22 protein-coding genes are annotated in these 26,477 nt (G+C 47.5%); 6 read left to right on the top strand and 16 right to left on the bottom strand.

Annotated features, from left to right (window positions below; genetic code table 11):
- The first annotated feature begins 25 nt into the window (after nt 1-25).
- Both lptF and lptG read left to right on the top strand, forming a co-directional pair.
- Nucleotides 26-1,072 (top strand): LPS export ABC transporter permease LptF, encoded by a 1,047-nt coding sequence (lptF, locus tag ABMA60_RS12625; RefSeq protein ID WP_392803599.1) that lies wholly within the window; start codon nt 26-28, stop codon nt 1,070-1,072.
- A complete protein-coding gene (lptG, locus tag ABMA60_RS12620; protein WP_392803597.1) occupies nt 1,072-2,136 on the top strand; it encodes an LPS export ABC transporter permease LptG in 1,065 nt (354 codons plus the stop codon). The genes lptF and lptG overlap by 1 nt, the downstream gene beginning before the upstream one ends.
- A gap of 19 nt (nt 2,137-2,155) precedes the next feature.
- On the opposite strand, the gene ABMA60_RS12615 is transcribed toward lptG, so the two are convergent.
- The 3 genes from ABMA60_RS12615 to ABMA60_RS12605 are packed head-to-tail and all read right to left on the bottom strand — an operon-like array spanning nt 2,156 to nt 5,247.
- Nucleotides 2,156-3,922 (bottom strand): ABC transporter ATP-binding protein, encoded by a 1,767-nt coding sequence (locus tag ABMA60_RS12615; RefSeq protein WP_392803594.1) that lies wholly within the window; start codon nt 3,920-3,922, stop codon nt 2,156-2,158.
- A complete protein-coding gene (locus ABMA60_RS12610) occupies nt 3,915-4,613 on the bottom strand; it encodes a tyrosine-protein phosphatase (protein ID WP_392803592.1) in 699 nt (232 codons plus the stop codon). Before ABMA60_RS12610 ends, ABMA60_RS12615 begins: the two co-directional genes overlap by 8 nt.
- On the bottom strand, nt 4,606-5,247 hold the full coding sequence (locus tag ABMA60_RS12605; RefSeq protein ID WP_392803680.1) for a YrbL family protein: 642 nt from the start codon (nt 5,245-5,247) through the stop codon (nt 4,606-4,608). The genes ABMA60_RS12610 and ABMA60_RS12605 overlap by 8 nt, the downstream gene beginning before the upstream one ends.
- Nucleotides 5,248-5,589: 342 nt before the next feature.
- On the opposite strand from ABMA60_RS12605, the gene ABMA60_RS12600 reads away from it, so the two are divergent.
- Nucleotides 5,590-6,759 (top strand): glycosyltransferase, encoded by a 1,170-nt coding sequence (locus ABMA60_RS12600; protein WP_392803590.1) that lies wholly within the window; start codon nt 5,590-5,592, stop codon nt 6,757-6,759.
- 50 nt (nt 6,760-6,809) lie between these two features.
- Here ABMA60_RS12600 and ABMA60_RS12595 read toward each other — a convergent pair whose 3' ends face one another.
- The gene (locus ABMA60_RS12595) at nt 6,810-7,454 is read right to left on the bottom strand and encodes a tyrosine-protein phosphatase (RefSeq protein WP_392803588.1); all 645 of its coding nucleotides are present in this window, start codon (nt 7,452-7,454) and stop codon (nt 6,810-6,812) included.
- Nucleotides 7,455-7,655: 201 nt separating this feature from the next.
- Here ABMA60_RS12595 and ABMA60_RS12590 point away from each other — a divergent pair, with 201 nt between their 5' ends.
- Both ABMA60_RS12590 and ABMA60_RS12585 read left to right on the top strand, forming a co-directional pair.
- Nucleotides 7,656-9,821 (top strand): lipopolysaccharide kinase InaA family protein, encoded by a 2,166-nt coding sequence (locus ABMA60_RS12590; protein ID WP_392803585.1) that lies wholly within the window; start codon nt 7,656-7,658, stop codon nt 9,819-9,821.
- Nucleotides 9,822-9,877: 56 nt separating this feature from the next.
- Nucleotides 9,878-10,999 (top strand): glycosyltransferase, encoded by a 1,122-nt coding sequence (locus ABMA60_RS12585; RefSeq protein ID WP_392803583.1) that lies wholly within the window; start codon nt 9,878-9,880, stop codon nt 10,997-10,999.
- Nucleotides 11,000-11,195: 196 nt separating this feature from the next.
- Here ABMA60_RS12585 and ABMA60_RS12580 read toward each other — a convergent pair whose 3' ends face one another.
- From ABMA60_RS12580 to ABMA60_RS12560, 5 genes are all read right to left on the bottom strand, one after another.
- Nucleotides 11,196-12,458: an O-antigen ligase family protein gene (locus ABMA60_RS12580; RefSeq protein ID WP_392803581.1), complete on the bottom strand. Its 1,263-nt coding sequence runs from the start codon at nt 12,456-12,458 to the stop codon at nt 11,196-11,198.
- A 423-nt stretch (nt 12,459-12,881) separates the two neighbouring features.
- Entirely contained in the window at nt 12,882-14,153 is a 1,272-nt protein-coding gene (locus ABMA60_RS12575; RefSeq protein ID WP_392803578.1) for a CDP-glycerol glycerophosphotransferase family protein, read from the bottom strand.
- Between the two features lie 12 nt (nt 14,154-14,165).
- Nucleotides 14,166-14,954, bottom strand: a complete 789-nt coding sequence (locus tag ABMA60_RS12570; RefSeq protein WP_392803576.1) for an NTP transferase domain-containing protein — start codon at nt 14,952-14,954, stop codon at nt 14,166-14,168.
- Complete coding sequence (locus ABMA60_RS12565; protein WP_392803574.1) at nt 14,951-15,589, bottom strand: gamma-glutamyl-gamma-aminobutyrate hydrolase family protein; 639 nt, start codon at nt 15,587-15,589, stop codon at nt 14,951-14,953. Before ABMA60_RS12565 ends, ABMA60_RS12570 begins: the two co-directional genes overlap by 4 nt.
- The gene (locus ABMA60_RS12560; protein ID WP_392803571.1) at nt 15,589-18,645 is read right to left on the bottom strand and encodes a PEP/pyruvate-binding domain-containing protein; all 3,057 of its coding nucleotides are present in this window, start codon (nt 18,643-18,645) and stop codon (nt 15,589-15,591) included. Before ABMA60_RS12560 ends, ABMA60_RS12565 begins: the two co-directional genes overlap by 1 nt.
- A gap of 295 nt (nt 18,646-18,940) precedes the next feature.
- Between ABMA60_RS12560 and ABMA60_RS12555 the strand changes: the two genes are divergently transcribed.
- A complete protein-coding gene (locus ABMA60_RS12555) occupies nt 18,941-20,215 on the top strand; it encodes a sugar transferase (protein ID WP_392803569.1) in 1,275 nt (424 codons plus the stop codon).
- Nucleotides 20,216-20,299: 84 nt separating this feature from the next.
- Here the strand turns inward: ABMA60_RS12555 and ABMA60_RS12550 are convergent, their stop codons facing one another.
- The 7 genes from ABMA60_RS12550 to ABMA60_RS12520 are packed head-to-tail and all read right to left on the bottom strand — an operon-like array spanning nt 20,300 to nt 26,403.
- Entirely contained in the window at nt 20,300-21,340 is a 1,041-nt protein-coding gene (locus ABMA60_RS12550; protein WP_392803566.1) for a glycosyltransferase, read from the bottom strand.
- Complete coding sequence (locus tag ABMA60_RS12545) at nt 21,337-22,077, bottom strand: glycosyltransferase (protein ID WP_392803564.1); 741 nt, start codon at nt 22,075-22,077, stop codon at nt 21,337-21,339. The genes ABMA60_RS12550 and ABMA60_RS12545 overlap by 4 nt, the downstream gene beginning before the upstream one ends.
- A gap of 15 nt (nt 22,078-22,092) precedes the next feature.
- Nucleotides 22,093-22,710 carry a DUF1919 domain-containing protein gene (locus ABMA60_RS12540; protein WP_392803561.1) on the bottom strand — a complete coding sequence of 206 codons (618 nt, stop codon included), beginning with the start codon at nt 22,708-22,710 and terminating at the stop codon, nt 22,093-22,095.
- Nucleotide 22,711: 1 nt separating this feature from the next.
- Complete coding sequence (locus ABMA60_RS12535; RefSeq protein ID WP_392803559.1) at nt 22,712-23,527, bottom strand: alpha-1,2-fucosyltransferase; 816 nt, start codon at nt 23,525-23,527, stop codon at nt 22,712-22,714.
- Complete coding sequence (locus tag ABMA60_RS12530) at nt 23,524-24,306, bottom strand: family 6 glucosyltransferase (RefSeq protein WP_392803556.1); 783 nt, start codon at nt 24,304-24,306, stop codon at nt 23,524-23,526. Before ABMA60_RS12530 ends, ABMA60_RS12535 begins: the two co-directional genes overlap by 4 nt.
- Nucleotides 24,307-24,310: 4 nt before the next feature.
- Nucleotides 24,311-25,495: a hypothetical protein gene (locus ABMA60_RS12525; RefSeq protein WP_392803554.1), complete on the bottom strand. Its 1,185-nt coding sequence runs from the start codon at nt 25,493-25,495 to the stop codon at nt 24,311-24,313.
- On the bottom strand, nt 25,492-26,403 hold the full coding sequence (locus ABMA60_RS12520) for an O-antigen ligase family protein (protein ID WP_392803552.1): 912 nt from the start codon (nt 26,401-26,403) through the stop codon (nt 25,492-25,494). Before ABMA60_RS12520 ends, ABMA60_RS12525 begins: the two co-directional genes overlap by 4 nt.
- Nucleotides 26,404-26,477: the final 74 nt, after the last annotated feature.

Here is a 26,477-nt window from a genome sequence, read left to right as displayed (position 1 = left end):
TTCTTCTTTCAAACAGGATTCCGCCTTGTTCACCTGGTATCTCTGCCGTGAAATCCTGAAGCCTTTTATTCTGATCACGGCGATTCTGTCGGCCTTGCTGATCGCCGGCGAAATGAGTGAGATCCTGGGGCGGGTTGTCTCCGGGCAATATTCTGACTGGGCAATTCTGGCCATAGTCGGTTATCAGCTGCCCATTTTGATTCCAGAACTGCTGCCAGCGGCCTTTTTTCTGGCAGCGCTGACCAGCCTTAACCGGATGAGCGAAGAATCCGAACGTATTATTCTGCATGCTGTTGGTCAGTCGGACAGCGGCATCCTGAAAAATGTTCTGCTCTTTACGGCTGTACCGGCCATGATCATTATGCTGGCGTTTACACACTGGCTGACGCCTCTATCCGAAAGTAGTTTGACACGCTACTTGATCGAACAGCAAAACCGCCCGTTAACCGATATCGTCACGCCCGGTGAATTTTTCACGCTGAACCAGCGCAATGCCACCCTATACGCACAACGCTCCAACCCATCCGAAGGCACCTTGTTATCGGTTTTTATAGCCAGAGTGGACGGTGATCGTATCGCCGTTAATACCGCGCCTTCTGCGCGCATCGAGACACAGGAGCAGCGTCAATATTTAACCCTTTTTAATGGCGTACAACGGGTTTTTGCATTAACGCCAGGTGATACTGAAAAAATCGACTACAAGCAGTTTGCGCTCTACATCCCCAGCGTCGACAACAACCGCGCCAGCGCTTCACGCGATGCCAGCAACACCCTGGCACTGTGGCGCAGTGGCAGTCAGTCCAGCCGCAGCGATGCCATTGAGCGCACCCTGCTGGCCTGCCTAATACCTGTACTGGCGGTCTGGGCCGTCGCCCTGACCCGGGTAAAACCTCGCAAAGGTAAGGTTGGTGCCGTCGCCCTGGGCATCGTGCTCTATATCGTCTTCACCTTTGGCCAGCAGACCCTGCAAACCGGCGTTGAAAAAGGTCAGTTACCCTTGATCGCCAGCCCCTGGTGGTACCTCATCGTTCTGGCATTAGTGGGGCTGGTCTGGGTACGGAGGCGCAACTGATGATGTCGATTCTCAACCGCTATATCATTCGCCGTACTGCGGTCTTTATTGCCATCGTGGTGCTGGCGATTGGTGGTCTGCTGATGGTGATGGGGGTGGCCGACGAACTCAGCCGCCGCGCCAGTGACAGCTATGGCCCCTGGGAGGCGACCCTTTATCAGTTGCTCAGCATGCCACTGGAGGTCTACCAGTATATTGGCCCAATGGTGCTGCTCGGCACCCTGATCTCCGTAGCCGGCATGGCCAAGAACAACGAGCTGGTTATTATTCAATTGGCATCGAGCAGCGCTTACGGCCTGGTATTGCGTCTGCTGCTGCCCGGCCTGCTGCTGATGCCGGTTATCTATTTTGTTGGCGAGTGGGTGGCTCCGCAAATGCGCCAGCAAGCTGAAGTGTCGCGCGCCATTAACCTCAATCGCTCACTGCCCACTTTGAGCGGCGAATGGTTTCAGGATAATCAATGGATTATTAACGTCGACTTCGTTTCACCCGAGCGAGACATTCGCGGCTTGACCGTCTTTGAACTCAGCACAGACAACAACCTGACCAGCATGATCTACGCGCCCGAAGCGTCACCGATCGATCGCGGCTGGCGGTTATTGAACGGTCGACGTATCGAGTTTGAAAACGATCAGGTCATTCACAGCGAGTTTGCAACGCTGAACTGGCAACCGGACAACTTCAATGCCGACCTGCTGGCGCTGCTGGCACAACGCACCCGAGAGTTAACGCTGCCTCAGGTCTGGCGTCAGGTGACTTTCTCGAATCAGCAGCGCCGTGCCGATCCAGAATTAGCACTAACCTTCTGGAACCGGCTGTGGTTTCCAATCACTTACCTGGGCATGCTGTTTTTAGCACTGGTATTTTCGTTTGGCTCGTTTCGTCAGAAAACGCTGGGGGATGCAGCCTTCAAAGGCGTTGCTTTGGCGATCGCTGTGCAGCTGGCAACCGAGACCGGCGCCAGCTTATTGCTGGTAGCAGGATTGAGCGCGCCTTACGCTGCGCTGTTGCCCCCGCTGATTTTTCTGGCAACGGCCATTGGGCTGGTCAGGCAACGGTTATAAACGCAGCGGCATCCAACCCTCAATGTTCGAAGGTGGAATGCAAACGGTAATAGGCGCCGCCCTTGGCCAGCAACTCCTGATGAGTACCACTTTCCACCACCTGCCCCTGATCCAAAACATGAATCAAGTCAGCATTCATAACCGTCGATAAACGATGCGCAATCACCAGGGTGGTTTTGCGCTTAGCGAGATCTTCCAACGTCTGCTGAATCAGTTTTTCAGTTCGGGTATCGAGTGCTGAGGTCGCCTCATCCAACAACAGAATAGGTGCATCACGCAGCAAAGCTCTGGCAATGGCCACCCGCTGTCGCTGACCGCCGGAAAGATTGGAACCACGAGGGCCGGCCAGGGTATCCAGACCGGCTTCCAGATGTTGGGTATATTCCTCGACCAAGGCTTCGCGTGCCGCCTGAGTCAAGCGCTCATCCGTGGCCTGCAGATCACCGAGCAGAATATTCTGACGGATGGTTTCGTCAAACAGAGCCGAATCCTGGCTGACCACCGAATAAAGCCCACGCAACTCAATCAGATCCAACTGATCAATCGGCTGATCACCCAGGCGTATTTGTCCTGACTGGGGATCAACCAGACGCGTCAACAAATTAAAAATGGTCGACTTACCCGCACCCGAAGCCCCCACCAGCGCCGTCATTTTCCCGGCTGGCGCCGTTAAACTCAGGTCACGTAACACAGGCTGATCACCATAAGCGAAACGCACCTTATCCAGCACAACATCACGCTGGGCAACATTTTGAGGCGCAGGAAGCGGTTGTGCCGGACTGTGAATTCTAGGCTTAAGATCCAACACAGAAAAAATGCGTTCCAAGCTGGCACTGGCCGACTGGAAAGCACCACTGATATTGGACAAGCGCCGCAACGGATCGAAAATCAGCGCCATGGCAGTGAAGAAACTCATAAACTCACCGATGGTCTTTTCACCATCGATAATCTGGTAACCGCCGTAAATCACCACAAATACAAAACCAAAACCGGCCACCAAATCGATCATCGCCGGCATGGCGGCATTACCCACTTCTGATCGACGCTGGTACTTGAAAAAACGCCCGGTCTCTTTAGCGAACCGGCCATCTTCATGACGCTCAAGATTATTTTGTTTGATGGCATTGATACCGTGAAAAATCTCATCCAAGCGCGTTGACATAACCGATGAAATTTCGCGTGAACTGCGCGTCGTTCTCAAAATGAGTCGCCGCAACGCGGCAATTGGAACCGACAACAGCGGCAAACCAACCAAAGCAAAAATTGTCCATCGCCAATCGGCCATCATCGCTACTGTGAGCAAAGCAACCAAGGAAATGGAATCGCGGCCTAAGTTGATCAATGCCGTGCTGGCAAAATTCTTCAGCGCTTGTGTATCACCACGCACTCGCTCAATCAGCGCACCAGGTGAATGCTGCCCAAAAAATGCAGAGTCCAGTCTAATCAAGTGCGACAACATGTCTTTCTGCATATTGGTAATAACACGCAGACCCACACTCAGAGTAATGGTTCGCTGCCCAAAGCCACCCAAGGCACGAGCTGTAAACACAATAAAAATTGCCAGCGCAATCCAGATCACATCATCGGATTTACCCTGCACAAAAATGTTGTCGAACATTGGCTGCACTAAATAACTGAGCAAGCCCAAGGCACTGCCTTCGATAACCACCAGCACAGCCGCCACCAGCAACCAAGGCCAGTGACCTTTTAAGTAGCTGCGCCAAAGACGATAAATCAAAGCCCGCCGTGGCGTGTCCTGATGGATGTCCAGTTTGTATTCACTCACGTCGTAATACCTTGTCTACAAGCCAGGCACTGGCTTTACGCGGCTGGAATGATTGCTCCAACTGCTTGGGATCATAAATCTCAGCGACCCAATCTAAAAACGAATGATCGGTTTCGTTGTTCTGCTGATAACGTTCATAAGCGCAAAAAAATTCATGCAGCATGCCGGTTTTTGCGCCTTTAAAATGTAAGTACCGCCACGACAACTGCGCCTTGGCATCAGCCACAGAACCCTGACCGGTGAGTAACAGGTAAAGCCCGGCGGCAAAACCAGAACGATCTGCACCCGACTTGCAGTGGAACAGAACCGGCGTTTCCAGCCGCTTAATCAGATCAGCAAAAGCGAGCACGCGCTGCTTCGACGGCGCCCCGCGCGAGGACATCCGAAAATGCACTAATTGCATCCCGAAACGTTCACAGGCTTTTTCTTCCAGCAGGATAGCCCCGCCACCACCCTGACCCCGTAAATTGACCAGAGTACGCACCCCTTTATTGGACAAACGCCGAATACCGATCGGGCCAGGTTGATTGGAGCGCCAGGCATCCGCAGCAAACTGCTGGGGGTTGTTCCACAGTGGTCGCACAATACCGTGATCGACGAACAGTGCATCCAACCAGACAGCCAGACGAACCTGTGGTTGTTGCCATCGCGCTCGCCATTGGCGGCGCCACCGAGGTCTGCGATCAGTCATATCCAAGACTGCTCAAGCGACGCTCAACACGCTGTTGAAACTCTCGCTTCTTACTGCGACGAACGCTACGAAACCAGCGTTGCGTCGGTATCCAGGTACGATCGCCCAGGCCATCGATAATAACGAAACGCTCGGAGTCATCTCCGGCATGCTCCAGTACCAGGTTTTCGTAATTCATATCGGCAAAAGTCAAAGTCGAGTCCACCATACTGTCTAACAGCGCACGAAGATCAGCCACCTGGCTGGCGGTTAACAGTCGGTTATCCATCAAGGTCTGTAACGTCGGTGCCAGACTGCCGTCGGCAGACCGTGCGGCAGACACCAATAACCCCAGCCCCAAGTCCGTTTCCACTACGCCATGAATGGGGCAGATGCGACTGCATGCCAACCCCTGGTCACGATAACGACTTTCAACAAAATGACGCAGTTCACGCACCATGCCTGAACTGTATAAAAAATAATCCTTGGCTGCGGCAAACCATGCCTGGATTCCCGACTGCTGGGCTCCAGGGCCCCGTGGGATATGGACTTTCACAAGCAAGCTGGAGTCATGGGGGTGTTCATACACCCAGCGGGTTTTACTGCTCAGCAAAGGAGGACCGGATTTCAGGCTCAATGGCCCCAATATAGTCACCTTGCAGGACTGCTGTTCAAGTCCAGTCACACCCTACCCTCATTTGATCAGTAGCCTTCACAGACAACCCTGGATGAAAAGCGCGCTATGGTACTGAAACCGCCAGGACAGATAAAGCCGAGACACTGGCAACCAAAACCCCATACCAGGATGATTATTCAGAAAACGGAGATTCCAGGGAGCCTCTAAATAACTCCCCCAAAGCTCTACGCGAGCTAAAACGTTCTGCCACAAGTGATACACACTTTGCAGCGCAATGGCCGTAGTCCTTGCCAAGAAGAGCTCCCTAGCCTGAAGGAATTAGCTCAGTTAGACTGCCAGAATTTACCAGGATGCCTTTCTATGCCGACCTTTAAAGTTCTGGGCCGACATTTGGACAAAACTTGGCGCCGCTACCGCCCGTTTCTGACACCCAGGTTCAGAACTGCCTATGCGAGTTTGATCGCCAGCCAACAACCGATCCCGGAACAAGGCAAGAAAGTGCTGTTTAACCTGGGCAGTACAAGGGTCGATGGCCCGCAGGGACGACGTATTCACAACCTACACACCTACTTTACCCGGGCAGGCTACCACCCGGTATTCGTCAATCACTATGGCTTCCTGGCCAACCCCAAAAAGAACTTTAAAGCCAGTTGTTTTGAGCAACCTTTTAGTCTCATCGGAGCGAACGAAACACTTCCTGGGGACCCAACGGATTGGATCATCGTTAGCGAACAGTCCCTGCCAGCTTTTAAGGTAACCAAGTCTAAGGCACCGCATTTCACGCTAAGCCTGGAGATCAACGAGCGTCTTGCCGACAATGAATTCCCCTGGCCTTTCCCTTTATTTCCAGGAATCTACCAACGCCAACAAGACCTTGAACTTGCCCCGCTAAGAGCACAGCCACGGCTTTGGCACTGCTTTTTTGGCGGACAGACGGCCGCTGGCAAATACGACAAAGACTGGGTTCGTAGCGTCTACGGCAGAGTGACCCGAAAACGCTACCTTGAAGTGGTGCGCGAATCATTAAAAGCCAAGCAACTCCAACTGGTTGAACCTGAATCTACCCGGCAAATGCATCAATGGGAACGGCAGAAAGTCATGGGTGCAGTGTTAATCTGCAATGAAGTTTGCAAAATCAAAGTCGAACAGTGGTTATCAACGCTCGCCCGGGCAAAATTCTTTTTCGCCTGCCCGGGCGTACGCTACCCCATGTCACACAACGCGGTTGAAGCCTTAGCCGTGGGTACGGTTCCAATCATTGAGTACGGAGATGATTTTTTCCCTGCCCTCGAAGACGGCGTCAATTGCATCGCATTCCAGGGCGAAGCTGGACTGCACAACGCTATTGAACGCGCGATGGTTATGCCAGAAGAAGAATGGCAGCGCTTGTCCAATAACGCGGTGCAATATTATGAGCGTTTTATCAAGCCTGAGGCTGTTATCCAAAACTTGCTCGAAGCGCAACGTGAACACAAGGTCGATACCATCAAGATGGTACCCTTCCTAAAACGTGGTGGCGGGCATATTTAAACGCCGGCATCAGCTATTGACCGCTATTTGAGTTACCCGAAAGGAGCAACTTATTCGCGCCGCAGCAACCGATCTGTCAACCAGCTCCAACGACCGCTGCGGCGAAAACTGAGTCGCGTCTGTTCCCGATCGTACGACTGGGAAATCCAATCACGATACGCCATCCCCTGAGCGTAACCACTGGCGGCATAGCACTGAACAAAATGATCCATCATCCCAGTCGAGGCATTGCGGATATGCAGATAACGCCAAGACAGCTGCCGGGCTGCCATCTCAGGAGTCGCGCCCTGCAACAGCAGACTGATAGCAGCAGCCAGGCCGGCCCGGTCAGCCCCCGACTTACAATGCAATAACAACGGTCTGGGAGCGTTGTCGAGCCAATCATGCAAGATAGCCAACTGTTCTGGCGTTGGTGCTCGTCGCGAACTCATGCGCAGACTATAAAGCTGCAACCCCAAACGCTCAGCGTGATACTGCTCCAGATAAAAAGCACCGCTACGCCCTTCTCCGCGCAGGTTGATCACCGATCGAAAACCGCGTTTCGCCAAGGCTCGTAGACGCCAGGGTGTGGGCTGGTTAGAACGCCAGATGCCCGGCACAACCTCCACCGGACGATTGACCGGCAAACGCAACAGCCCCAGATCAACAACCAGCAAATCCAGCCACGCACAGCAACGCGCCCAAGCCTTATCCATACGTTCTGGCCACAGGCCACGCCAGCCCTTCGGCTGCTTGTCTCTAGAAGAATCAGTCATGGTGTTAAGACGAAAATCCACCGCTGTTTTTAAGGTCGACTAGGATACGTGATGACCGGCCAAGGCGCTATCTGAGCGGCTGTCTGGTCGCCATTGGTAGCCTCCGGTATGATGGCCGCCCACTAAAAAAGTCTGTCTGCGATGTCACCGATAAGCACCTATACAGCCCTGGAACCTCTGCTCCCCGGATACGAGGGTGAATCTCATCATCGCTATACCGACAGTGCTGGCCTGGCCTGGCTGGCAAGCCTGAATGATGAACAGAATCAGGGGGAATTACTGTTCCGCCAACGCAATCGGGTTTATCGCCTGCCAGATCCTATCGCTGGTGGTAACGACATCTGCATCAAAGTATTCAAACAACCTGGCAAATTACGCAGTGCCTGGTATCGACGCACCGGAAGCAAGGCTCAGCGTGCCCACGCTTTTGCTCGACACCTTTACGAACAAGGCGCCGCTGTTGCTGAACCTTTGGGCTACCTTGAGCGCTGGAATGGCAACCAGTTGGTGGAAAGCCTGCTGATCAGCCGATACCTGACCGATTCGACCGATCTGTATTCCGAGATGACCTATTTATTGCGTCAGCGGCCTTACGCTGGCGACTATATTCGCCTACTGCGTGTCTGTGCCGAAGCCATCCGTACCATGCACGACAGCGGCTTTCTGCATAATGATCTGGGCCCACAAAACATTTTGTTGCAGCGGACCGGACCGGCCAGTTGGGCCAACCCTACTTTTATTGACCTTAACCGCGGCCAACTTGTTGCCAATCCAAGCTACAAACAGCGCGCGCGGGATCTGGACCGGATGAAATTGCCCTCGCACTTTCTGCGCATCTTCCGTCATATTTACTGGAACGACGGGCCGATTCCGAAGGAGTTCGAACGCTGGGCCGATCGTTACCGCGCCCGCTTCCGTCGTCATCAGCGCTCACGCAAATGGCGCCATCCGATCCGCACTATCCGTCAGTGGTTGCATCCAGCGGCTGATGAGAAGAAGCAGGTATCCACCGGCCAACCGAGTGAACGTGATGCCTGGCTGTGGGATGAATACTCCGGCCAACCTTCGGTAATGCTGCGCAGCCCTGAACGTCGACGCGAGCGCCGCGGCGCTGATATCTGGCCGACGCTGTTCAGCAATCTGCGTAAGAGCTGGTCGATTTGGCGTAGCTATCGACAACTGAAATCGGACAGCTTCCAAACCGAAGTAAACATGAACGGACGCTTTGGTGTTTGCGTTGAAGTCGATGAAACCTTCGAGCAACAACTGCAACAACTGAAGCAAACACCGGGATTAAGCGTTTTCGTGCGGCTGTATTTTCACCTGGGCCAGCCGCACCTGGATGCTGCAGCAGAGGCCATCAAGCAACTGGCCGAAGCAGGCCACCCGGTTGGCATTGGCCTAGTTCAATCTCGCCAGGCCGTGCTGGACCCCGCCGCCTGGCAGGCATTTATGGCTAAAGCACTGGCCCGGGTTCACAGCCATATTCACTGCGTGGAAATTGGCCATGCGGTGAACCGCGTTAAATGGGGCTTATGGAATCTCGAAGAAATGTCCAGCCTGTGGCACGGTGCGGCACAGCTGAAAGCGCAATATCCAGAGATTCAGTTTATCGGACCTGCTGTTAACGATTTCGAGTTTCAGTACTATCCGCCGCTACTGGATGCCGGCGGTGAAGCCGTCGACGCCCTTTCCTGCCACCTTTATGTAGACCGACGCGGCGCACCAGAAAATGCTCAAAACGGCTTTACCACCCTGGAAAAAGCGTTGTTGGGGAAAGCCATCGCCAAGAGCTACAACAAAACCGGTTTTTACATAACTGAAGTCAATTGGCCGCTACAAAATACCGGCTTATACAGCCCACTTGCCGGCGCCTATCAATACAACAATCAAAGCGAAAGTCGACTGCACATCAACGAACTCGATAGCGCCGCCTATATGATTCGCTATGCTCTGATCACCTTGTGCAGTGGGGCTACAGAACGGCTTTGGTGGTGGCGTTTGGCGCACCCTGGGTTTGGATTGGTTGACAACAAAGGTGGCTGGCGCGAAAGACCTGGCTGGAAAGCCCTGCTACAGTTTCATCGCACAGTAGGCCAAGCAAGCTTCGAGAAGCGGAAAATTAAAGACGGCATCACTTGGTGGTATTTTGATAACTGCATTGTAGCTTACAGCCTGGACGCCGGCACCGCTATTTTGCCGCCGGCCGACCATATTCCCTATACTCTGTTGGGTGAACCAATCAAGCATGAAACAGGTCAACCCCTGGCACTGGACGATTCACCCATTTATTTTATTCATCGCTGAGAATCTAAAAACATCAGCGGCACTTCTTATACAACCGCAAGCATGAGAGTTAATCTATGTCACGCGCTTTGATATTTCGAAAAGACTTACTGCCCTACTCAGAGACTTTTATCGCTGAGCAGGCACACCACCTTCCTAGCTGGGAACCAATTTTTTGTGGTTTCAAGAGAAACATGGCTGGATATAATTTAATTGAACAAAAATCTGTTCCAGGCAAAGAATATCATGTTTGCATTGAAAGTGATTTTAGTCAGTTCCCCAAACTGACTGCAGGGCTTCACAAGAAACTCAACATTCTCAACAAACGCTGGTTGCGCCAGTTAACAGAGCTGTCGCCACAGATCATACATGCTCATTTTGGTTCAAATGCTCTAAATTGCCTAGCACTCAGCAAAGCGTTAAATATTCCGCTTTTAACCACTTTCCATGGCCGCGACATTACCATCAATAAACATACAAAAAAGCAAGATGACAACCTTCAAAAGGTCTTTAATGGCTCACAGAAGATCATTGCTGTTTCCGATTTCATTAAAAGCAAACTATTAGAACGCGGGTGTCCTGAAAACAAAATTATTCAACACTATATTGGTGTTAATACTCAAAAGTTTAAACCATCAGGCAACGACGCCATCGAAGGAAGGATTGTATTTGTTGGAAGATTAGTTGAGAAAAAGGGCTGTGAATATTTAATCAAAGCCTTACAAAAAATCGGCATAAAAGACAATATACAACTTAATATCATTGGTGATGGGCCACTCATGAATAGCCTAAAAGAACTGTCCAATGAGGCCCCATGCAATATCAATTTTATGGGCCGGCTTTCGCCAGACCAGATAGTAGAAGAAGTTCAGTCTGCGCAATTATTATGTGCCCCCTCAATCACTGCGTCCACTGGAGACCAGGAAGGCTTGCCAATTAGCATTCTTGAGGCCTTATCTTGTGGAACACCGGTTATAGGCACCTACAGTGCGGGTATTGCTGAAGCAGTCATAGACGGTACTAATGGTTTTCTGGTTCAGGAAAAAGACATCGATGCTATTGCCAGCCGAATTCACCAAGTACTAAATGACAAAAACCTTAGGACTGAACTTTCAGTTAACGCCCGACAAACAGCAACGACAAAGTTTGACCTCGATAAACAGTCTTCTTTGTTAGAGGAAATATACTGCGGCCTATAAACCATTCTTTGGATAGTTGCTGTCCAATACTGACTAAAACTGCTGTCACCTAGACCACTCAGTCAACTTCGAGCTTAGTGCGTAGATAGGAACCTTGGTCGAACTGACAATCCACTTGATTGTCAGCACGTTCGGCCAAGCAATCCAGGCATCAAACACGAAGTGAGATCGTTGCAATGGCAGCCTTCACGAAAAACTATTCAGGGCTCGATTTTGAACCTGATGCTGGCAAATAAACAAAACTCAACATCAAAAACACCAGGCTGAGGCTCGCATGGCGAACATCATAAAAGCTGTAGTGCATATTGATAGGCATCATGGCGACCGCAACACCTGCGGCCATCGCAAAAGCCATGGTGTTAGGATGTTTGGCTGACTGCCAAGTACGCTTAACCAACCAAGCAAACGCCAGCAGATACCCCACCAACCCAATCACGCCGGTTTGCAAGGGCACATCCAATAAATGGAAATGTGCGTGGCGCAACCTTTTATTGTCGCCGCGAACCTCGCGCGAATCGATACCCAATGGCTTCACTGCTTCATCAAAGCCACTTTCACCCACCCCCAACCAAGGATGAGCGACAATAACAGCAAGCGCCGCACGGAAAACTTCCACACGATATGAACCAGCGACATTAATGTCTTCAATATCGCCGGAAAACGCCATCAGTGTTTTATCAACCTGTCGTTCAATCGAAGAGGATGTCTGTATAGCCACGAACACAGCGACTAGCGTAACCGTGCTCACCAAAAAGAAGGTTTTGAGCGGAAACTCACGTCGATACAACAAGTAAGCCACGTAGAGCACACTGAAAACAAAAAACACTAACCAACCCGACCGGTTACCACCAAGAAAAATGGCAAAGGCCAGTGGCACAATCATCAACCAGGCTAGAGAACGCCAGCCACCAGGCTTGGCATAACGACGAATGGCTTCAAATACAAAAGGCGATAAATGAGCCAGATCGACACTCAACTTCAAGTGAGGGTAAAAAACGCCAACAACGCGACCACTTACCAGCGGATTACCTAGTACATTATAACCCACGAAAAATTGCATCAGCCCATCCAGGGCCGCAAACATCACCAAGGCCGCCATGCCATAGAGCAATAGATTTTCATTGAAGCGGTGACGAAGCATAGCGATCAACGCCAACCCCAGTGCTACATAAGAGACCCATTGAAAAATAATTTCCAGATGACGTTTCAGCACCCAGGCGGTGAATGCCGACAGCAGCAATGGAATCAAAAACAGCGACGCCAACGCAAGATAAGGCTTGACCCAAGGCGCATTTGGCACACCCTGGCGTATCACAAAATAGAGAAACGGCAGCAAGGCAACATGCATGATCTCGCCAAAGGGGTAGAGCACAATAAAAAACAGCAGACAGAATTCAGGCCAGTTATTTGCAAAGTAATTTCCGGCGTTGTAAAGCGTATTCTTATAGTCTTTCAGCACAGTTCATTTCCAAAAAAAAAGTATTTTATTGGCTGATAAAAAGCGAGAGCGACGACCAGCTCAGTATATATACTGTACATAGCGACAGCTAGGCTTCCATTTGCCATCGTCCATACCAGACTTGCCCTCTTTTTACCCTGCCGTGCAGGTACCGGCTTATATCATTAGTCAATCTTTAAAACATCATAGCCTAGCCCAAAAATATGATCAGCAGGCCTCCATTGGTTGATCAGCTGGCAACAAGGTGCGCTAACCACTCAGACAACATGTCGATAAATTTTGACCACCATTGGAACCGACTTGCGGCTTCGCTGTGGGCTGCGACTAGAACATTAAATTAATGCATCGGAATGCATCACTAAGCTACTGCCGTCTTGTTATACCGTCAACAATATCCCTTTAATTAACCTCTATCACCTCCAGCTATCTTACAGCACCCAGGTCAGGCCGCGCGCCTGCGTTATTACTACTTATTACCGGCGCTGCAAAAATAGCTTCGCGTGCCGCTGCACGTCGATGGGTGCCTGCAACCAGATGATCAACTAAACGACTAGCCCGCTCGCAAGATGCAGCATCAAGATGCGCGAAGAACATCTTCGTCACCATATCGCGCCGCTCACGCCAAGCTTCTGCGCCTACTACCGCTTCTGCTAACGCGCTAGTCAGGTCGGCTTGAGTGTAAACTTTAGGACCTGGCGTTATCAAATCATAGTAATAAGCTAAGCCTCGGTACGCCGAATACTCTTCGATATCGAACGGCAAAAACACACAGGGGATATCGAATGGCAACAAATCCAGATAAATTGAAGAATAGTCGGTAACCAATACCTGAATCTGCGGAAGCAGCTCGGCTACATCCATTACTTCCCGTGGAGTTGCGGGTACGTAAACATCGGGGTATCGCTCCGCTAGCTCATAAACATGAACCCGCGATGCTTTATCATTTGGATGAGGCCGCATTAGAAGTTGAATTTTATGAGCCTGGCAAAACGCAGCAAATTCTGCTTCATCTTTATCAGTAAACGGAAAAAACAATGACTGCTGACGTGCGCTATGAGTATCTCGGTGCGTTGGTGCATAGAGAATTTTTATCTGACCACTGCCTACTGTTGTTGTTCGCGCTTCCATCGTTCGAAATACCGCATCCTGTCGCGGCAAGCCAGTAACAAAAACACGCTCTGCCGGTACGCCCATATAGGCAACGGTGTGATAGCGGTCAATATCAGAACTGGCAATAACAGCATCCAAATGCCGAGCTTCACGACGCCGGTAACGACGTTTGCGAGAAGCCGATAAAGAACCGTCGGTTAAAAATGCACTCTTTACCATAATGGCGTGCCAAAGCATTAAGCTCCTAGCGCGTTGCACCGCGTGACGCCACAAACCGAAATCGTTGTGACCGTGTGAAATCACCACAACCCGAGCCCGGAGTGCCAACCAACCCGCATACAAAGATTCCCGCTTTACCATCCGGACCTGGGAGGCGATGGCTTCCGGTACTGCAGGTGGTTTTTCAGAACTGTATAACCATATCACTTGATGACTGGAGTGTTGTGTCATCCACTCAAACAACGCCCGGGAATTATCAGCGTAACGACCTCCCCATTGTCCGAACAACACCAGGTCGCGCCGCTTTGGAATTACCCAACCTAAGAACCATAGAATGGGTTTAACTAAGTTACGCAAAAACTTCATCGGATATTCCCGTTATTTTGCCTTACCAAGCTGACAGTACTGATCCAGAGACCCATCCTGAGCCATGGCTTCATAGGCTTCCAATTCACTGGCGGTGTCCACTTCCAACCAACCGTTATCCACCAGACAAGCCTGCACCGGCCAGCCCAGATCAATCAGGTGTTGGACGAAGCTGGTCATATACATATTGTCGAGATCTTTGCCGTCGTAAAGCGCCTTCGGATCCAGCGCGTCAAAGGCGGCCATCATGCGCTCAACATAATCGGCACGGATGCGGAACAACCCCATATATTGAGCCTGAACCTCATCATAGGATTGTGGCTTTTTACCCAGAGAAACCACCCGCTGCTGGTCATCCATAACAAAGGTTTCAGCATCGTCCAAGGGTTCATCCATACGCAACTTCCACAGACGCTGCCATTGCTGATCAGCCGCCAACGCAACCGGCGCGTCGCAATCTAACACCGCTTGCAAAACGCGAGGTTCATATACGATGTCGCCATAACTGATCAACAAATCCTCGCCTGGCACCATGGCATGGCGAGCACAAAACAAAGTCTGCACCATGTTGGTTTCGGCATAACGCGGGTTGATGACCACTTCAGCGTTGCGGCCGTCCAGACGATCACTCAAATAACCGCCAACCAAGGTAATCCCTTGCTGCACACCACAAGCCGCCATTGCATCCAACTGATGATGCAACAACGGCTGGCCGGCCAAACTGACCATGCACTTGGGCTTGTCATTGGTATAGGGTCGCAGGCGAGTACCCTGACCCGCCGCTAAGATGATGGTTCTCATGATGATTTCCCAAACAGATGACGCAAGACGGCGAGGTCTTGCGGAATATAAGGTGATGCCTCGCGCTCTGGGTGCCACAGTAATCCGACCCAAGGCAAGCTGGTATGAAAGAACGCCTCGATGCTGCTGTCTTCTGCATAAGCAGCGGGCTGACTTGCAGTATTAAGTTCGCCGGAACCAATGGCCCAGGCGTGAAAGCTGTTAACTTCTTTCAGGCCGGACAACGGCGCCAAGGTTTCGCTGAGCTGAACAGCATGGCGGCAGGCGACGTGTCCATCCACGGCGGACACCGCACCGCCTAAAAAGACGTTCATCATCTGCGCACCGCGACAAACCGCCAGCACCGGCAAATGGTGTTGCTGAGCGTACACCAGCAAACCGTGTTCGGTGGCATCGCGCTCTGGGGCCGGGTTAAACGCGCCCGGCAAATGCGCCAGGTCGTTGCCACCAGTCAACACCACACCCTCGGGTTGCAATTGATCCAACCAGTCGTCCAGGGTTTCAGGTGTATTTGGCACGGGCATGGCAACGGCGCCCACTTGCGCCAATAAAGGGTGCCAGGCTTGATCTAAGGCGTCGCGGCGCTCACCGTAGGCAGCGACAATCTCAACTCTTTGGCTAATGGCCAGACGCATCAACGGATCACCTGTACACGCTGATTACCCGCATCCAACTCCAGCACCTGAGCACGACTCCAGCTTGCATAACGGGATTCACCGACACCTATGGCCGCCGGCAAACCAAATTCTGCCGCTCGTATAGCCATGTGCGAATTGGCGCCCCCATAGAGTGTGATCAGGCCAGCAATACCACGACCGAATAACCAGTCGTAACCAGGGTCAGCCTGAGGGATCAGCGCAATCTTACCTTCCAGATCGATACTGTCATCGCCCTTCAATTGCGCCAAATCGATACAGTCAGCGACTGCCCGACCTGAGCCGACAAAGTTTGGCTGATTTGAACTGTATTCAAACTGCGTAAAGTCTAGCGACTGACACAATAGCGAGGGCAACTCGACACGCTGTGCCACCGCGACGGACGTCCGCCCTTCTTCTGCGGCAGCCTGCAGCCAACGCTTTGCATCGTAGGCATCCGGTTGATTGGCCAAAATCCGAAAAACGGACAGTGGAATCAGGGCCAGCTGCTCACGCTCAACTTCATACTCAGCACCATAGGCCACCAGCGCATCCAAAGCGGCCGACAAGTGACGGGTGAATACAAACTTTGCGTATTCTCGGCCTTCAATAGCTTGCCGTAAAAAGGCCTCAATCTGTGGCCCCGTCGTCTCAATGCCGTGCGCCACCAATGCAGTAACAAAGCCTTCTCTTTCTGCCGCCCACGCAGATGGCGTTGCAGCCTCTGAGGAAACAGGGTGTAGACGTGCCTGTTCAACAGTGGGTGCCAGATAATGCTCCGGGTCCTCGGCATAACTTTTGGAGGTAATGTCATAAGTTCCGGGGCGCAGATGCCCGTAGTCGGCAACAAAACTCGCCCAGCTTTTCGAGCCGGCGGCAACTTCCGCAGCGTCACCGGCAAACCGATGCGAGACAGTCTCGATGGACTGCATAAATTCGTTATAGGCCTGTTTGGACAGTACACCTTCTGACTTAGCCGAACGCAGCAGTGTCATGGCCACAAAAGCACTGCGAGCCAGATGCGCAAAGACCAAGGTGCCATGGCGGTGCGCCTCTTCCAATAACACCCAGGCACGCTGCAAAGGCGGCATGGTCGAGGAAGCTATTTGCTCGAAGCGTTGTTCCAGTTTGCGCACGGCAGCCCAGTCGGCATCAGTGCGTGCTAAAGCATGCTGCGTAACCTGACGCAGGCCCTGCTCCAACTGCACAATGTCACCATCACTGAAGCCGCCTTCTTCCGATAACCGCTGGCGCCAGTGCTCAAAATTCAGACTGTAACAAGTCGGGACGACGTCAAACTCAACTTTATCGTGCAAATGCGGGTGCTGCTCCAGCCAGGCCTGATAGAAGTCGACCAAGCGTCCGGCCAATTCATCATCCAGTTGCGCCGGCACCAAAGAGTTAAAGCTGGCCCGGATATCGACATAGGGATGGCCGGCAAACTCGTGCAGCAAAGGCTGTGGACGCACATCGCGGTAGCCATATTCGGCACGCTGCGTCGCCCAGACATCATCCATAATGAGATAACGGTATAAGGAAGTTGCCAAGGCGCCTGGGCGCGTACCGATGATCTCCGCCGGATTCCAATCCGGCATCACACCAAACAAAGCACGTTTTCCGGCTATAAATGGGCCGGGACGTTGAGCCGTTTCAAACTGTTCGCGCGCTGTTGCTAATGCCGCTGCGACGGCCGACTCGTCATAATCGTCATGCCGCACGGCTATCGGTCGTACCTGAAGAATATGAACCTGCCCGGTTTCGCTAATGGCAAACTCAATGTCCAGCGAATCAAAGTCGAGCAGCTGTTCAATTTCCATCAGCGCCGGCATCAAACCGCGCAATGGAGCCGCTAAAGCATCAATATCCGGCGCTTCCCCCCGGTAGACCAGCGTCGTTTTATGCTCCGCACTGGCACCGCTGGTAATAGACTCAGTACTGCGAGTGACATCATCGTAGTTAATGACGTAATAAGGTGCGCCCTGCGCCAAGGTTCGCGTGAAAGCCACGCCGCTGGCCATCACGCCCTGGACCATGGGCTGGACCAATACCTGGTTAGCCGGGTTGGCATCAGGATATGAATTCACCACCTGTACAACAGCGGCGGTAACAGCAGACCGGGAAGCACCGTCAACATTCAAAACGCTGTCGTAAGCTCCGGCATTTGCCGAGGCGAAACCATCCTCAGACAAAGCGCTACTACGCACCACCAACTTCTGGCCAGCAAAAGATTGCTCAATTTCAGCCAGTAATTCGTCGGCACTGTCTTGCCACTGAGCCACTGTAAAACTGATCTGATCTTCAATACGGCTTCTTTTAACCAGGCGCTGCAACCGATGTAAGGTCTGTGCCTTGGTGCCGAGGATAAAGTGAGTCAGGTCTTCCGGGACATTGAGCTCCGCCCAGTCACCTTCTACATCAACAGCATTAATCGTAAAGCCACGAATTCGCATGAATTCAAGCAGCTGAGGCAAATTACCGGAACGAATAGCAACTGGAAGATCACTGCCATGCTTGGCCAAAAACTGAGCAGCCGCGGGCGTGAAACGAACTAAGCCAGCAAACTCCGCATCGGCCAGTTCTGCCAAAATATCGCGCCCCAACCGGGTAACAGTATTGTGATGAAGATTGATTTTCTCACAGCGTTCAAGATCGCTTTCAGAACGGTTCTCAAACCGCCGGCGCCAGTGTGAGTCGACCAACACCACAATATCACCCTGAGCCGCCATCAACGCTTTGACGGCACTGTCGCGATACAACACATCGGCATAGGAGATCAGGTAATCACGCGAGTCAGTCAGGTCAGCGTACATTAACGAAGACGCAGCCCCAGCCGTTTCCCAATCCGGGTTATCCAGGTAACTCAACCCAGGATACTGAGCCACAATCTGCTCTTTTTGATACCCGGCGATAAAGGTCACATCAGGATTGACCGGCGCGGTAGCCCGCAACAACCAATCCAACACCCTGTTGTGCCCGGTAGCGCTGCGCAACACACTGTGCGTCTCACCCTGAAAAGGCTTACCTGCGCCCAAAATGTAGAGGGAACACCGACTCAAACTCACAACTCCTGTGAACAGAAACACCCTTTATATAGGCAAACGACTTCACGCAGTGAAAGCCGGGCAGTTTAGGGAAGGACGGACATTGGCGCAACGCGACCCGGCCCATAAGTCTAGACTCTGGGTTGCTAGACAAAATGACAACGTCACTACATCGCCATTTCCAGAGCCATGGCTGTCAGGAACAACAACCCTAGCCACCAAGCTTTACCCTGAGCACAGAAAACCGCAAAATTGCGAGCCTATGGAATAGCACTCCCTCTTTTAGAAACATTAGCGCAGGCAAGGATTTATGGTCTCAGAACACAATAAACGTCATTCCCGCTGGTACGAAAAAGTAGCATTTAGTGTATTTTTTCAGCTACTAGCCGGCTGGCTGATTGTAGTATACCTGCCGACGATCATCCTCTGGGACAGCTATCTTTGGGTTCACCTAAGCACAACACAACGTAATTCGCTTCTCGGTGTCAGCGCCGTCTTTGTATTCAGCGTCATCACGCTTCGTAAAATTTTCCACTACCCAGGCACCATCACTGCTTCTTATATCCTGCCAACGCTATTGAGCTTTTATGCCCTGCTGTTTTTCATTCTGATTATCGGACGGGTGGAATATGCACGCTCGTTATTATTGACCAGCGGAACACTATTGTTAGCCCTCTGTTTCCTAGGGCAACGTTTAGCGAATAAACATGCCCGGCCTAAACTAGCGGTTGTGCCTTTTGGTCAGGCTAAAAGCCTGCCAGAACTAACCAACGCAGATTTTCACGAACTCACTGACGTATCACTCGGCAACACACGCTATAACGGAATCGTGGCCGACCTCCGCTCTGAGCTACCTGCTGAGTGGCAGCAATTCCTTGCCCAATGCACTCTGGCCCGCATTCCCGTATATCACTACAAACAAATCATGGAGTCGCTGACTGGTCGCGTAAAGCTAGATCACCTATCTGAAAACCAGTATGGCATGCTGACTCCAAGTCCTTACTATGAAGGCATTAAGCGTATAATTGATTTAGCAGCAACCATTCTCACCGCCCCCATTGTAATTCCCATTATTGTTGTTACCGCTATTGCAATCCGAATTGAATCACCAGGCTCCGCTTTGTTTTCACAAGAACGCATAGGCCAAGGAGGAAAAACGTTTCGGATTTATAAACTGCGCAGCATGGTGAAGGACTCTGAGAAAGACGGCGCCCAATTTGCTCAGGAAGGCGACATGCGCGTCACACGGATCGGAGCAGTCATTCGAAAACTGCGGATAGATGAACTACCGCAATTCTGGAATATTCTAAAGGGCGAAATGAGCCTAATTGGACCGAGGCCGGAACAACAAGCCTTCGTAAACGAGTTTGAGGAAAGCATTCCTTTTTATGCTTACCGCCATGTTGTAAAGCCTGGCATAACTGGGTGGGCGCAAGTTCGTCATGGATATGCAGCAACTGCCGATGATACACAAGAGAAAATCGAGCACGATTTTTATTATATAAAAAACTACTCACTATGGCTCGACATTCAGATTGTAATTGACACTGTTAGAACCATACTGACAGGTTTTGGTGCAAGGTGAAATCAATAACACAGAAAATTTCACTCAATATATTTTCGGCAAGAAGAATCATACTTAATGGATAAAGAATACCAAAAGGTATATTCAATTATCCTTAACTACACGGTAGTAATCCATATACTCACTTGCTAAAAGTGAAAGGTTGTATTTTTCATCAAAAAGAACATTAGACCTGTCTTGATATGCTTGATAGTTATTTCGTATATCATTAACTGCCAAACGTACAGATTCAACACTGTTTTCTACCAAAACACCATTGCCTTCCACAATATTAACACAACCACCAACCCTGCTAAGTAATAGTGGTAGCCCAGCATCCATTGCCTCTAGCGCCGAAATAGGTAGCCCTTCACTATCAGATAACAACATAAAAACATCATATTCATGAAATGAAGAAAAACCTTCTATTTCACCTAAAAGCTGAATATTAAAAGCTCCGCCAGTTAAGTTCAGACAATAATCAAATTCTGGGCCATCTCCAACTAAAAACAAATTATCACTCAAACCTTGGAATGATCTGATTGCTAAATCCTGTCTTTTAGGGTGGGAAAACCTAGCCACCATAAGCACGTTTAAGGGTTTATCTGCATCCCCAATAGATTGTCTTTTTTTGCCAGAGGAAAGCACCTTATTAACTATCGTTTTCAGTTTTTCATCACGGATTTTAATAATATCCCTAGCCGTATTATAATCTGACACTGATACACATAGTACAGACGAAGAAATCTTCGATAAAAACCTCTCAACTGCAATGTAAAACCAAGCCACCCTTCCACCATTGTATACAGCTGACCAACCGTGAGATACATATATTACTTTGCACCGACAAAGCACACCTGCCAACCTAGCATATATTCCGGCATTAGCTGACGATGCGACCAATAGATCAATATTATTTGACCTAACATAACGAACCAACCAGACTAAGTATTTAATCGAGAAAAGAGACAGTATCCCATCATTCGTAACCACGGTAGTGGCTTCATTCACCTTTCTAGTTAGCCACCCTGGTTTACTTGTAATAAGGTAATTCACACTAAACTGATTTGTAATATCCAGCTGGTCAAGAACCCATTTTTGAGCACCACCTACTTCTGACTTAGTTACTAAATAGCCAATATTCATGATTTAAAAACTGATTTAATCAAATACAGAACAGAACCAACAAAGTATAATATGTTTTTACTAACAATGGCTTCTCTTAAAAGATACCCTGAAACCTCTGCATAAGAAGCGACGCTCCCTTTTGATTGTCTATTGTGAACACGATACCTAACAAGTGGCTCTGATATATTAAAAAACCTAATTGACTTATCTCTCATTAAACGCAACCATAAATCGTAATCTTGACCATAGCGCCCACCCATATAGCCACCAACAGATAACAAAGTATTTTTTTTAATAATCACACTAGGGTGTGCCATAACCGACCTATAGAATATTTTTTTTCTTATCTCTTTATTGGTTGATGGATACTTATAAACCTGACCAGTAAGTTTACTTTTAGAGTCAATTACACGAACTGAACTTCCGACCACGTCATACTCTTCCATATATGAAAGCTGCGCTTCCAATCTATTTTTTTCGCATATATCATCCACATCTATACGCATTAAAATATCACCTGAAGATTGATGGATAGCATAATTAAGATTAAAACTAAGTTGAGAAATATTAGTTTCAAAAACCTTAATTCTTTGATCCATATAACTATCAAGTATTGTTTTCGAAGAATCATCTGAACCGTTCAAAACGACTATTAGTTCGAAGTGCGGGTATGTTTGAGCTAGAACACTATCAACACAATCTCTTATGTATTTTTCACCATTCTTCACGCAAAGAACTATTGATACATAACTCATTAGAAACCTACAATTTTATTCATCAAGCCAATTTACAATATCAACATAATCAGAATACTCCATGAAAAGAGGAAGCATTCCACCTACCTGACCGGCTTTCCTGTATTTAGCACAATAAACTAAAGATGAAATTTCTTGATGAGGCACGGACGAAAAAAGCAACTTCTTACCATCTAATCTATCAAAATCCTTCATATCTTTATATGTAGAAAAATCCCTGTCAGTCATAATAAAAAAGAGGTTTTCATAACCCACCCTAGCCCGCCTACGCTCCCACTTTATTTTCGCCGATTCGAAACTCTCGTAATGCAGAAAATGTATCTCAACATCCTCTAATAAACCGACAGGATAGCTTACAGCACCAACCCATTTGCTAACCGTAATTTCTACAAGATCCAGTGACAAATAATAGCTCAATCTAGAGCAAAATCTGACAAAATCTTGTCCATGAATGAATGAGCCAATAGTTGGAGAGTTAAAAGGCAAGTTAAAATCTTTATATATTGAACCACCAATACAGTTACTTGATATGATCGTGTAGTTAGTCTTCTTCAAAAGCCTATTTTTATATTTCCAACTTCTCAAATAAAACCTAAATTCATTAGATAAACGTTTAAAAACTTTAATGATCATATTAATTATCCAACATACACCAACATGGAAGCGTTAAATGATTTTCTGAATTCACATAATAATATTTAGGAGCGATCACCTTCTCTTTAACCCCTAATAGAGCCCCCCAGACACTAAATGTGCTGTTACAAATGACAATATTGCTAGCTACAGACATTAAATACATGTCCATATGCGCATTATCTTGTGTATTATGATTTACATAAACCGTATCGTTTGGAAAAAGACCGCTTCCTTTTGCCCAATCAATATCATCAGAAAAAACAAATATACGTGCACTTTCAAATAATGACATAGCAGCTTTATAGTAGTTTGTTGTGCAACTAGCAAAATAAGAATTCTTTTTGAGAAGATAATCACCCCGCCTAACGTGAACTGCCAAAGAGTTACTTTCAGCCATCAGCTGGGCTATTTCATTATTGGCTTCAGGAAAAAGGTCATTAATAAAGGAAAAAAAATTAGTATATTTTTTTGCAACATCGATGTTTTGCCAATAGCCCATATGGTAACAGCTTTTCCCCGAGGTGTTATCGTCGACCATACGAATAAGCCCTCCTGATAAACGACCAAGGACTTTAGATATAAACACATAGAAAATTGTCTTCTTTTTATTAACCACCATGATTTCAGAGTTCAAGGTAAAATACTTGTAGTATGGCTCCACTGACCTTTGTCTCAAAAAATACTTTTGAAACCAGCACCTGGAAATAACTGACGTGTCTATACATACGTCAACACCATTACTTTTCAAACGAAAGGCTTCAACTATTTGAAATAGCTGATTACCTAACCCGCCATTCAATACAATATTTTTCATGATTTCTCTACAATAAATTTCTTTATTAGATATTTGACATATGAAAAACGACTTCCATCATCACGCTTATTCTTTACCTCACCATACCAATCGAACTTAGATTTATCCCTCATAACTATCTTGCCATCGCACCCCCACTCCTCAGGCATGGCATAATTAATTGGTAATGAATATGGCTTATTTTCAAGAAAATATTTATTTAAATGCGATTCATCATGAGCACGAGCAATATAGTTACTTCTCAAATCAAAGCTAATAGAGGAATCACAAGAAGAAACCAAAGCCATATATGCCTTACTAAAACCACCATTCAAACATCCTTGATAATAATGAGTTCCCCCAAATTGCCCCACATGAGCTGTAGAGTTTTTATTCTTTCGCTCATATGGCAAAAAAAACTTTCTTCTATTTCTATATCCAGGGTGGATAACACCAACTAATTCATAGCCATTTGGAAGAATTTCTTCTAAAGATATTGGTTCATTTATGTAAGCGTTAGCATTGAAAAAAAAGCAATAATCAGACTCTAAGGCCTTACTCCTTACCATTTGAAAGTATCTAAATCGCAACAAAGTATTTAATGGCCAGCCTAGGTCATGCACGCCAGTGACTGTTAATGAACTTTCTAACGCACTGTTAGAGAATGCACCTACATTATCCGTAAATATAAAATACTGTTTGCTTACACCAGGTAAAAAATTCGTTTCACATGATTTATAAAAGTCAGACCAAAAATCAATATAATTACCTATTGCCACATAAAAAACTGACACATTCATACACCTACCTCCTAAAAGCCAGATAAGAAGAGTAAAATAAAAAGAGAAACCTAATCGCACTTATAACAAGAACAAAATACTCAAAGTCATAACCAGAGAGCCAGCACCAACCAATTAAAAGCAACGTTAGCGCCATCATATACACCTGCGGAAGATATATTGACTTTGCATTTAATCTTACACTTAAAAAGTCACTAACCTGAAATGACAAATAGAAAAAACAAAAAGTAAGTATGGACAACGGACTTTTGTTATCCGAACCCATGTACAAGGCAACAACATCACTGGAAAAGAAATACATTAAAATTGACCACAAGAAAAAAGCCATGAATATAACTGAACTAACCAATCCAAGTTCAGATCTTATGGTTTTAGCTGATGTACTTTGTGCGTACCTAATCCAAATGATAGGTGCTATAAAAGAGAACACCTGCATAGGAAAGAAAAAAAATCGATAGTAAGTCGAATAAACACCAAAACCTGAAGATCCGAATAGATTGAAAGCATAGGTATTAATACCGACAACCATCAATACAGACAGCGACTGCATTAATACATAAGTATAGTCCGCAACATTAAAAACAGCATACCTAAAGCCACCATTATCAAATAACCTATATACAGATACTAAAAAATCTTTTCTCGATACAAATAAAGGATAGATAAAGCGATATGAGATAAAAATCGAAGCCAATATAAAGACATTCATCCCATGACTAGCTGCGAGAGCGAAGACAGCGAATGCAATTAGTTGAAAAAACAACTCAGACAATCGATAGCTGACTGATTCATCTTTATAATCTTTATATGTAGAAACCACAGGACCATATAACGACAACAAACTTACAAAGAAAAATAAAAACACACTTAATAATTGATTTATAAAAATGGAAATAATCAAGTATATAAGCGTTAAAATAACGACCAAAATAGTGGTCTGAGACAAAGCGCTTATGTACATATCTTTTGCATCAGATGGATCTTCAACCCTTGCCAAATTATTCCTAAGACTTGGAGTAACACCAGATTGAACAATTGATATATAGACAAGCAATGACATTATATAGTTGAAAACCCCATATTCACTGAGCGAGTAAACACGTACCACAATCATTGGGGCGAAAAATGCAATCGATATACTAACAATTTTTATCGCTGCACTATAAGTTATTTCTTTAAATATCTTCACTTTTTATTTTTTACTTTTAAAAATACAAAATGATAAAAAACCCACATGGGATGATATATCAACAAACCAAGAAATGATGACGCTAAAATAAAGCTGATGGCCAAATACCTACCCACACCTTTATTTTTATAAATCACGACAATAATTGGTATCAGAAAAACCAGAAGAGCTATCACCCCGTAGCCGTTAAGCACTTCGAAAAATAGGTTATGTGGTCCTAGAATACTATCTCCAATAACAACCTTTGTATTATCTAAACCATGTCCCAGTAAAAAATTATTTTCAACAAGTTCAACTTGTCTCACCAATATCTCTATTCTCTGAGACGACGAATTTGAAATGTTATTTTCTCTTGCTTTACTAAGGTACAGCAACAAAAAAATAAAAGTAATGATAAAAAAAATCACCATTAAAAAATCTCTCAACGACACTCCCTTCTTCACGCATTTAGCCAACCACAGTAGTAAATAACAAGCCAGCAACGCAAGTAAAGCGCCTCTCGACATAGTAAAAAACACAACGACGAAACCGATAAAAAGATATAACGAACCTACCTTACCATTCTGGCCAGCAAAAAAATGATAATAAATTATAACCGTAACAAAAGGCACTAGAGAGTAAGCAAAATAATTCGGATCACCATTTAAAGGACTATACCTAAAGGTCATCAAGCTATTTGGATATATATATGTTGGATACTGCACCCCAAAAAAAACTTCCCCATAAACCAATACTGAAAAAAACTGCAACACCACCAATAAAGCTGCTAGCAACAATATAGTTTTAGCGATTTTTTTCAGCGATGCCTCAGACACAAACTCTCTTCCAATCATTGAAAGAACATAAACTACCAACAGACCTCTAATAACATTAATGGATATATGTTTTTGAGTTAGAACATCAACCATCAAAAACACAGTAAATAAAAACACAAAAAAAGACAAAAACTTTAGTTCGTGCCTAACTAAAAACAGACAGGGTA

The sequence above is a fragment of the Saccharospirillum sp. HFRX-2 genome, from assembly GCF_043196805.1.
Taxonomy (GTDB): domain Bacteria; phylum Pseudomonadota; class Gammaproteobacteria; order Pseudomonadales; family Natronospirillaceae; genus Saccharospirillum.
The sequence above is the reverse complement of the archived record's forward strand: the minus strand, read 5'-3'. Positions and strand labels throughout refer to the sequence as shown.

Coding starts and splice junctions, on each gene's coding strand:
- lptG (WP_392803597.1), top strand. CDS start 1,072: ATGATGTCGATTCTCAACCGCTATATCATTCGCCGTACTGCGGTCTTT.
- ABMA60_RS12610 (WP_392803592.1), bottom strand. CDS start 4,613: ATGACTGATCGCAGACCTCGGTGGCGCCGCCAATGGCGAGCGCGATGG.
- ABMA60_RS12600 (WP_392803590.1), top strand. CDS start 5,590: ATGCCGACCTTTAAAGTTCTGGGCCGACATTTGGACAAAACTTGGCGC.
- ABMA60_RS12595 (WP_392803588.1), bottom strand. CDS start 7,454: ATGGATAAGGCTTGGGCGCGTTGCTGTGCGTGGCTGGATTTGCTGGTT.
- ABMA60_RS12590 (WP_392803585.1), top strand. CDS start 7,656: ATGTCACCGATAAGCACCTATACAGCCCTGGAACCTCTGCTCCCCGGA.
- ABMA60_RS12585 (WP_392803583.1), top strand. CDS start 9,878: ATGTCACGCGCTTTGATATTTCGAAAAGACTTACTGCCCTACTCAGAG.
- ABMA60_RS12575 (WP_392803578.1), bottom strand. CDS start 14,153: ATGAAGTTTTTGCGTAACTTAGTTAAACCCATTCTATGGTTCTTAGGT.
- ABMA60_RS12570 (WP_392803576.1), bottom strand. CDS start 14,954: ATGAGAACCATCATCTTAGCGGCGGGTCAGGGTACTCGCCTGCGACCC.
- ABMA60_RS12565 (WP_392803574.1), bottom strand. CDS start 15,589: ATGCGTCTGGCCATTAGCCAAAGAGTTGAGATTGTCGCTGCCTACGGT.
- ABMA60_RS12555 (WP_392803569.1), top strand. CDS start 18,941: ATGGTCTCAGAACACAATAAACGTCATTCCCGCTGGTACGAAAAAGTA.
- ABMA60_RS12550 (WP_392803566.1), bottom strand. CDS start 21,340: ATGAATATTGGCTATTTAGTAACTAAGTCAGAAGTAGGTGGTGCTCAA.
- ABMA60_RS12545 (WP_392803564.1), bottom strand. CDS start 22,077: ATGAGTTATGTATCAATAGTTCTTTGCGTGAAGAATGGTGAAAAATAC.
- ABMA60_RS12540 (WP_392803561.1), bottom strand. CDS start 22,710: ATGATCATTAAAGTTTTTAAACGTTTATCTAATGAATTTAGGTTTTAT.
- ABMA60_RS12535 (WP_392803559.1), bottom strand. CDS start 23,527: ATGAAAAATATTGTATTGAATGGCGGGTTAGGTAATCAGCTATTTCAA.
- ABMA60_RS12530 (WP_392803556.1), bottom strand. CDS start 24,306: ATGAATGTGTCAGTTTTTTATGTGGCAATAGGTAATTATATTGATTTT.
- ABMA60_RS12520 (WP_392803552.1), bottom strand. CDS start 26,403: ATGGTTGATGTTCTAACTCAAAAACATATATCCATTAATGTTATTAGA.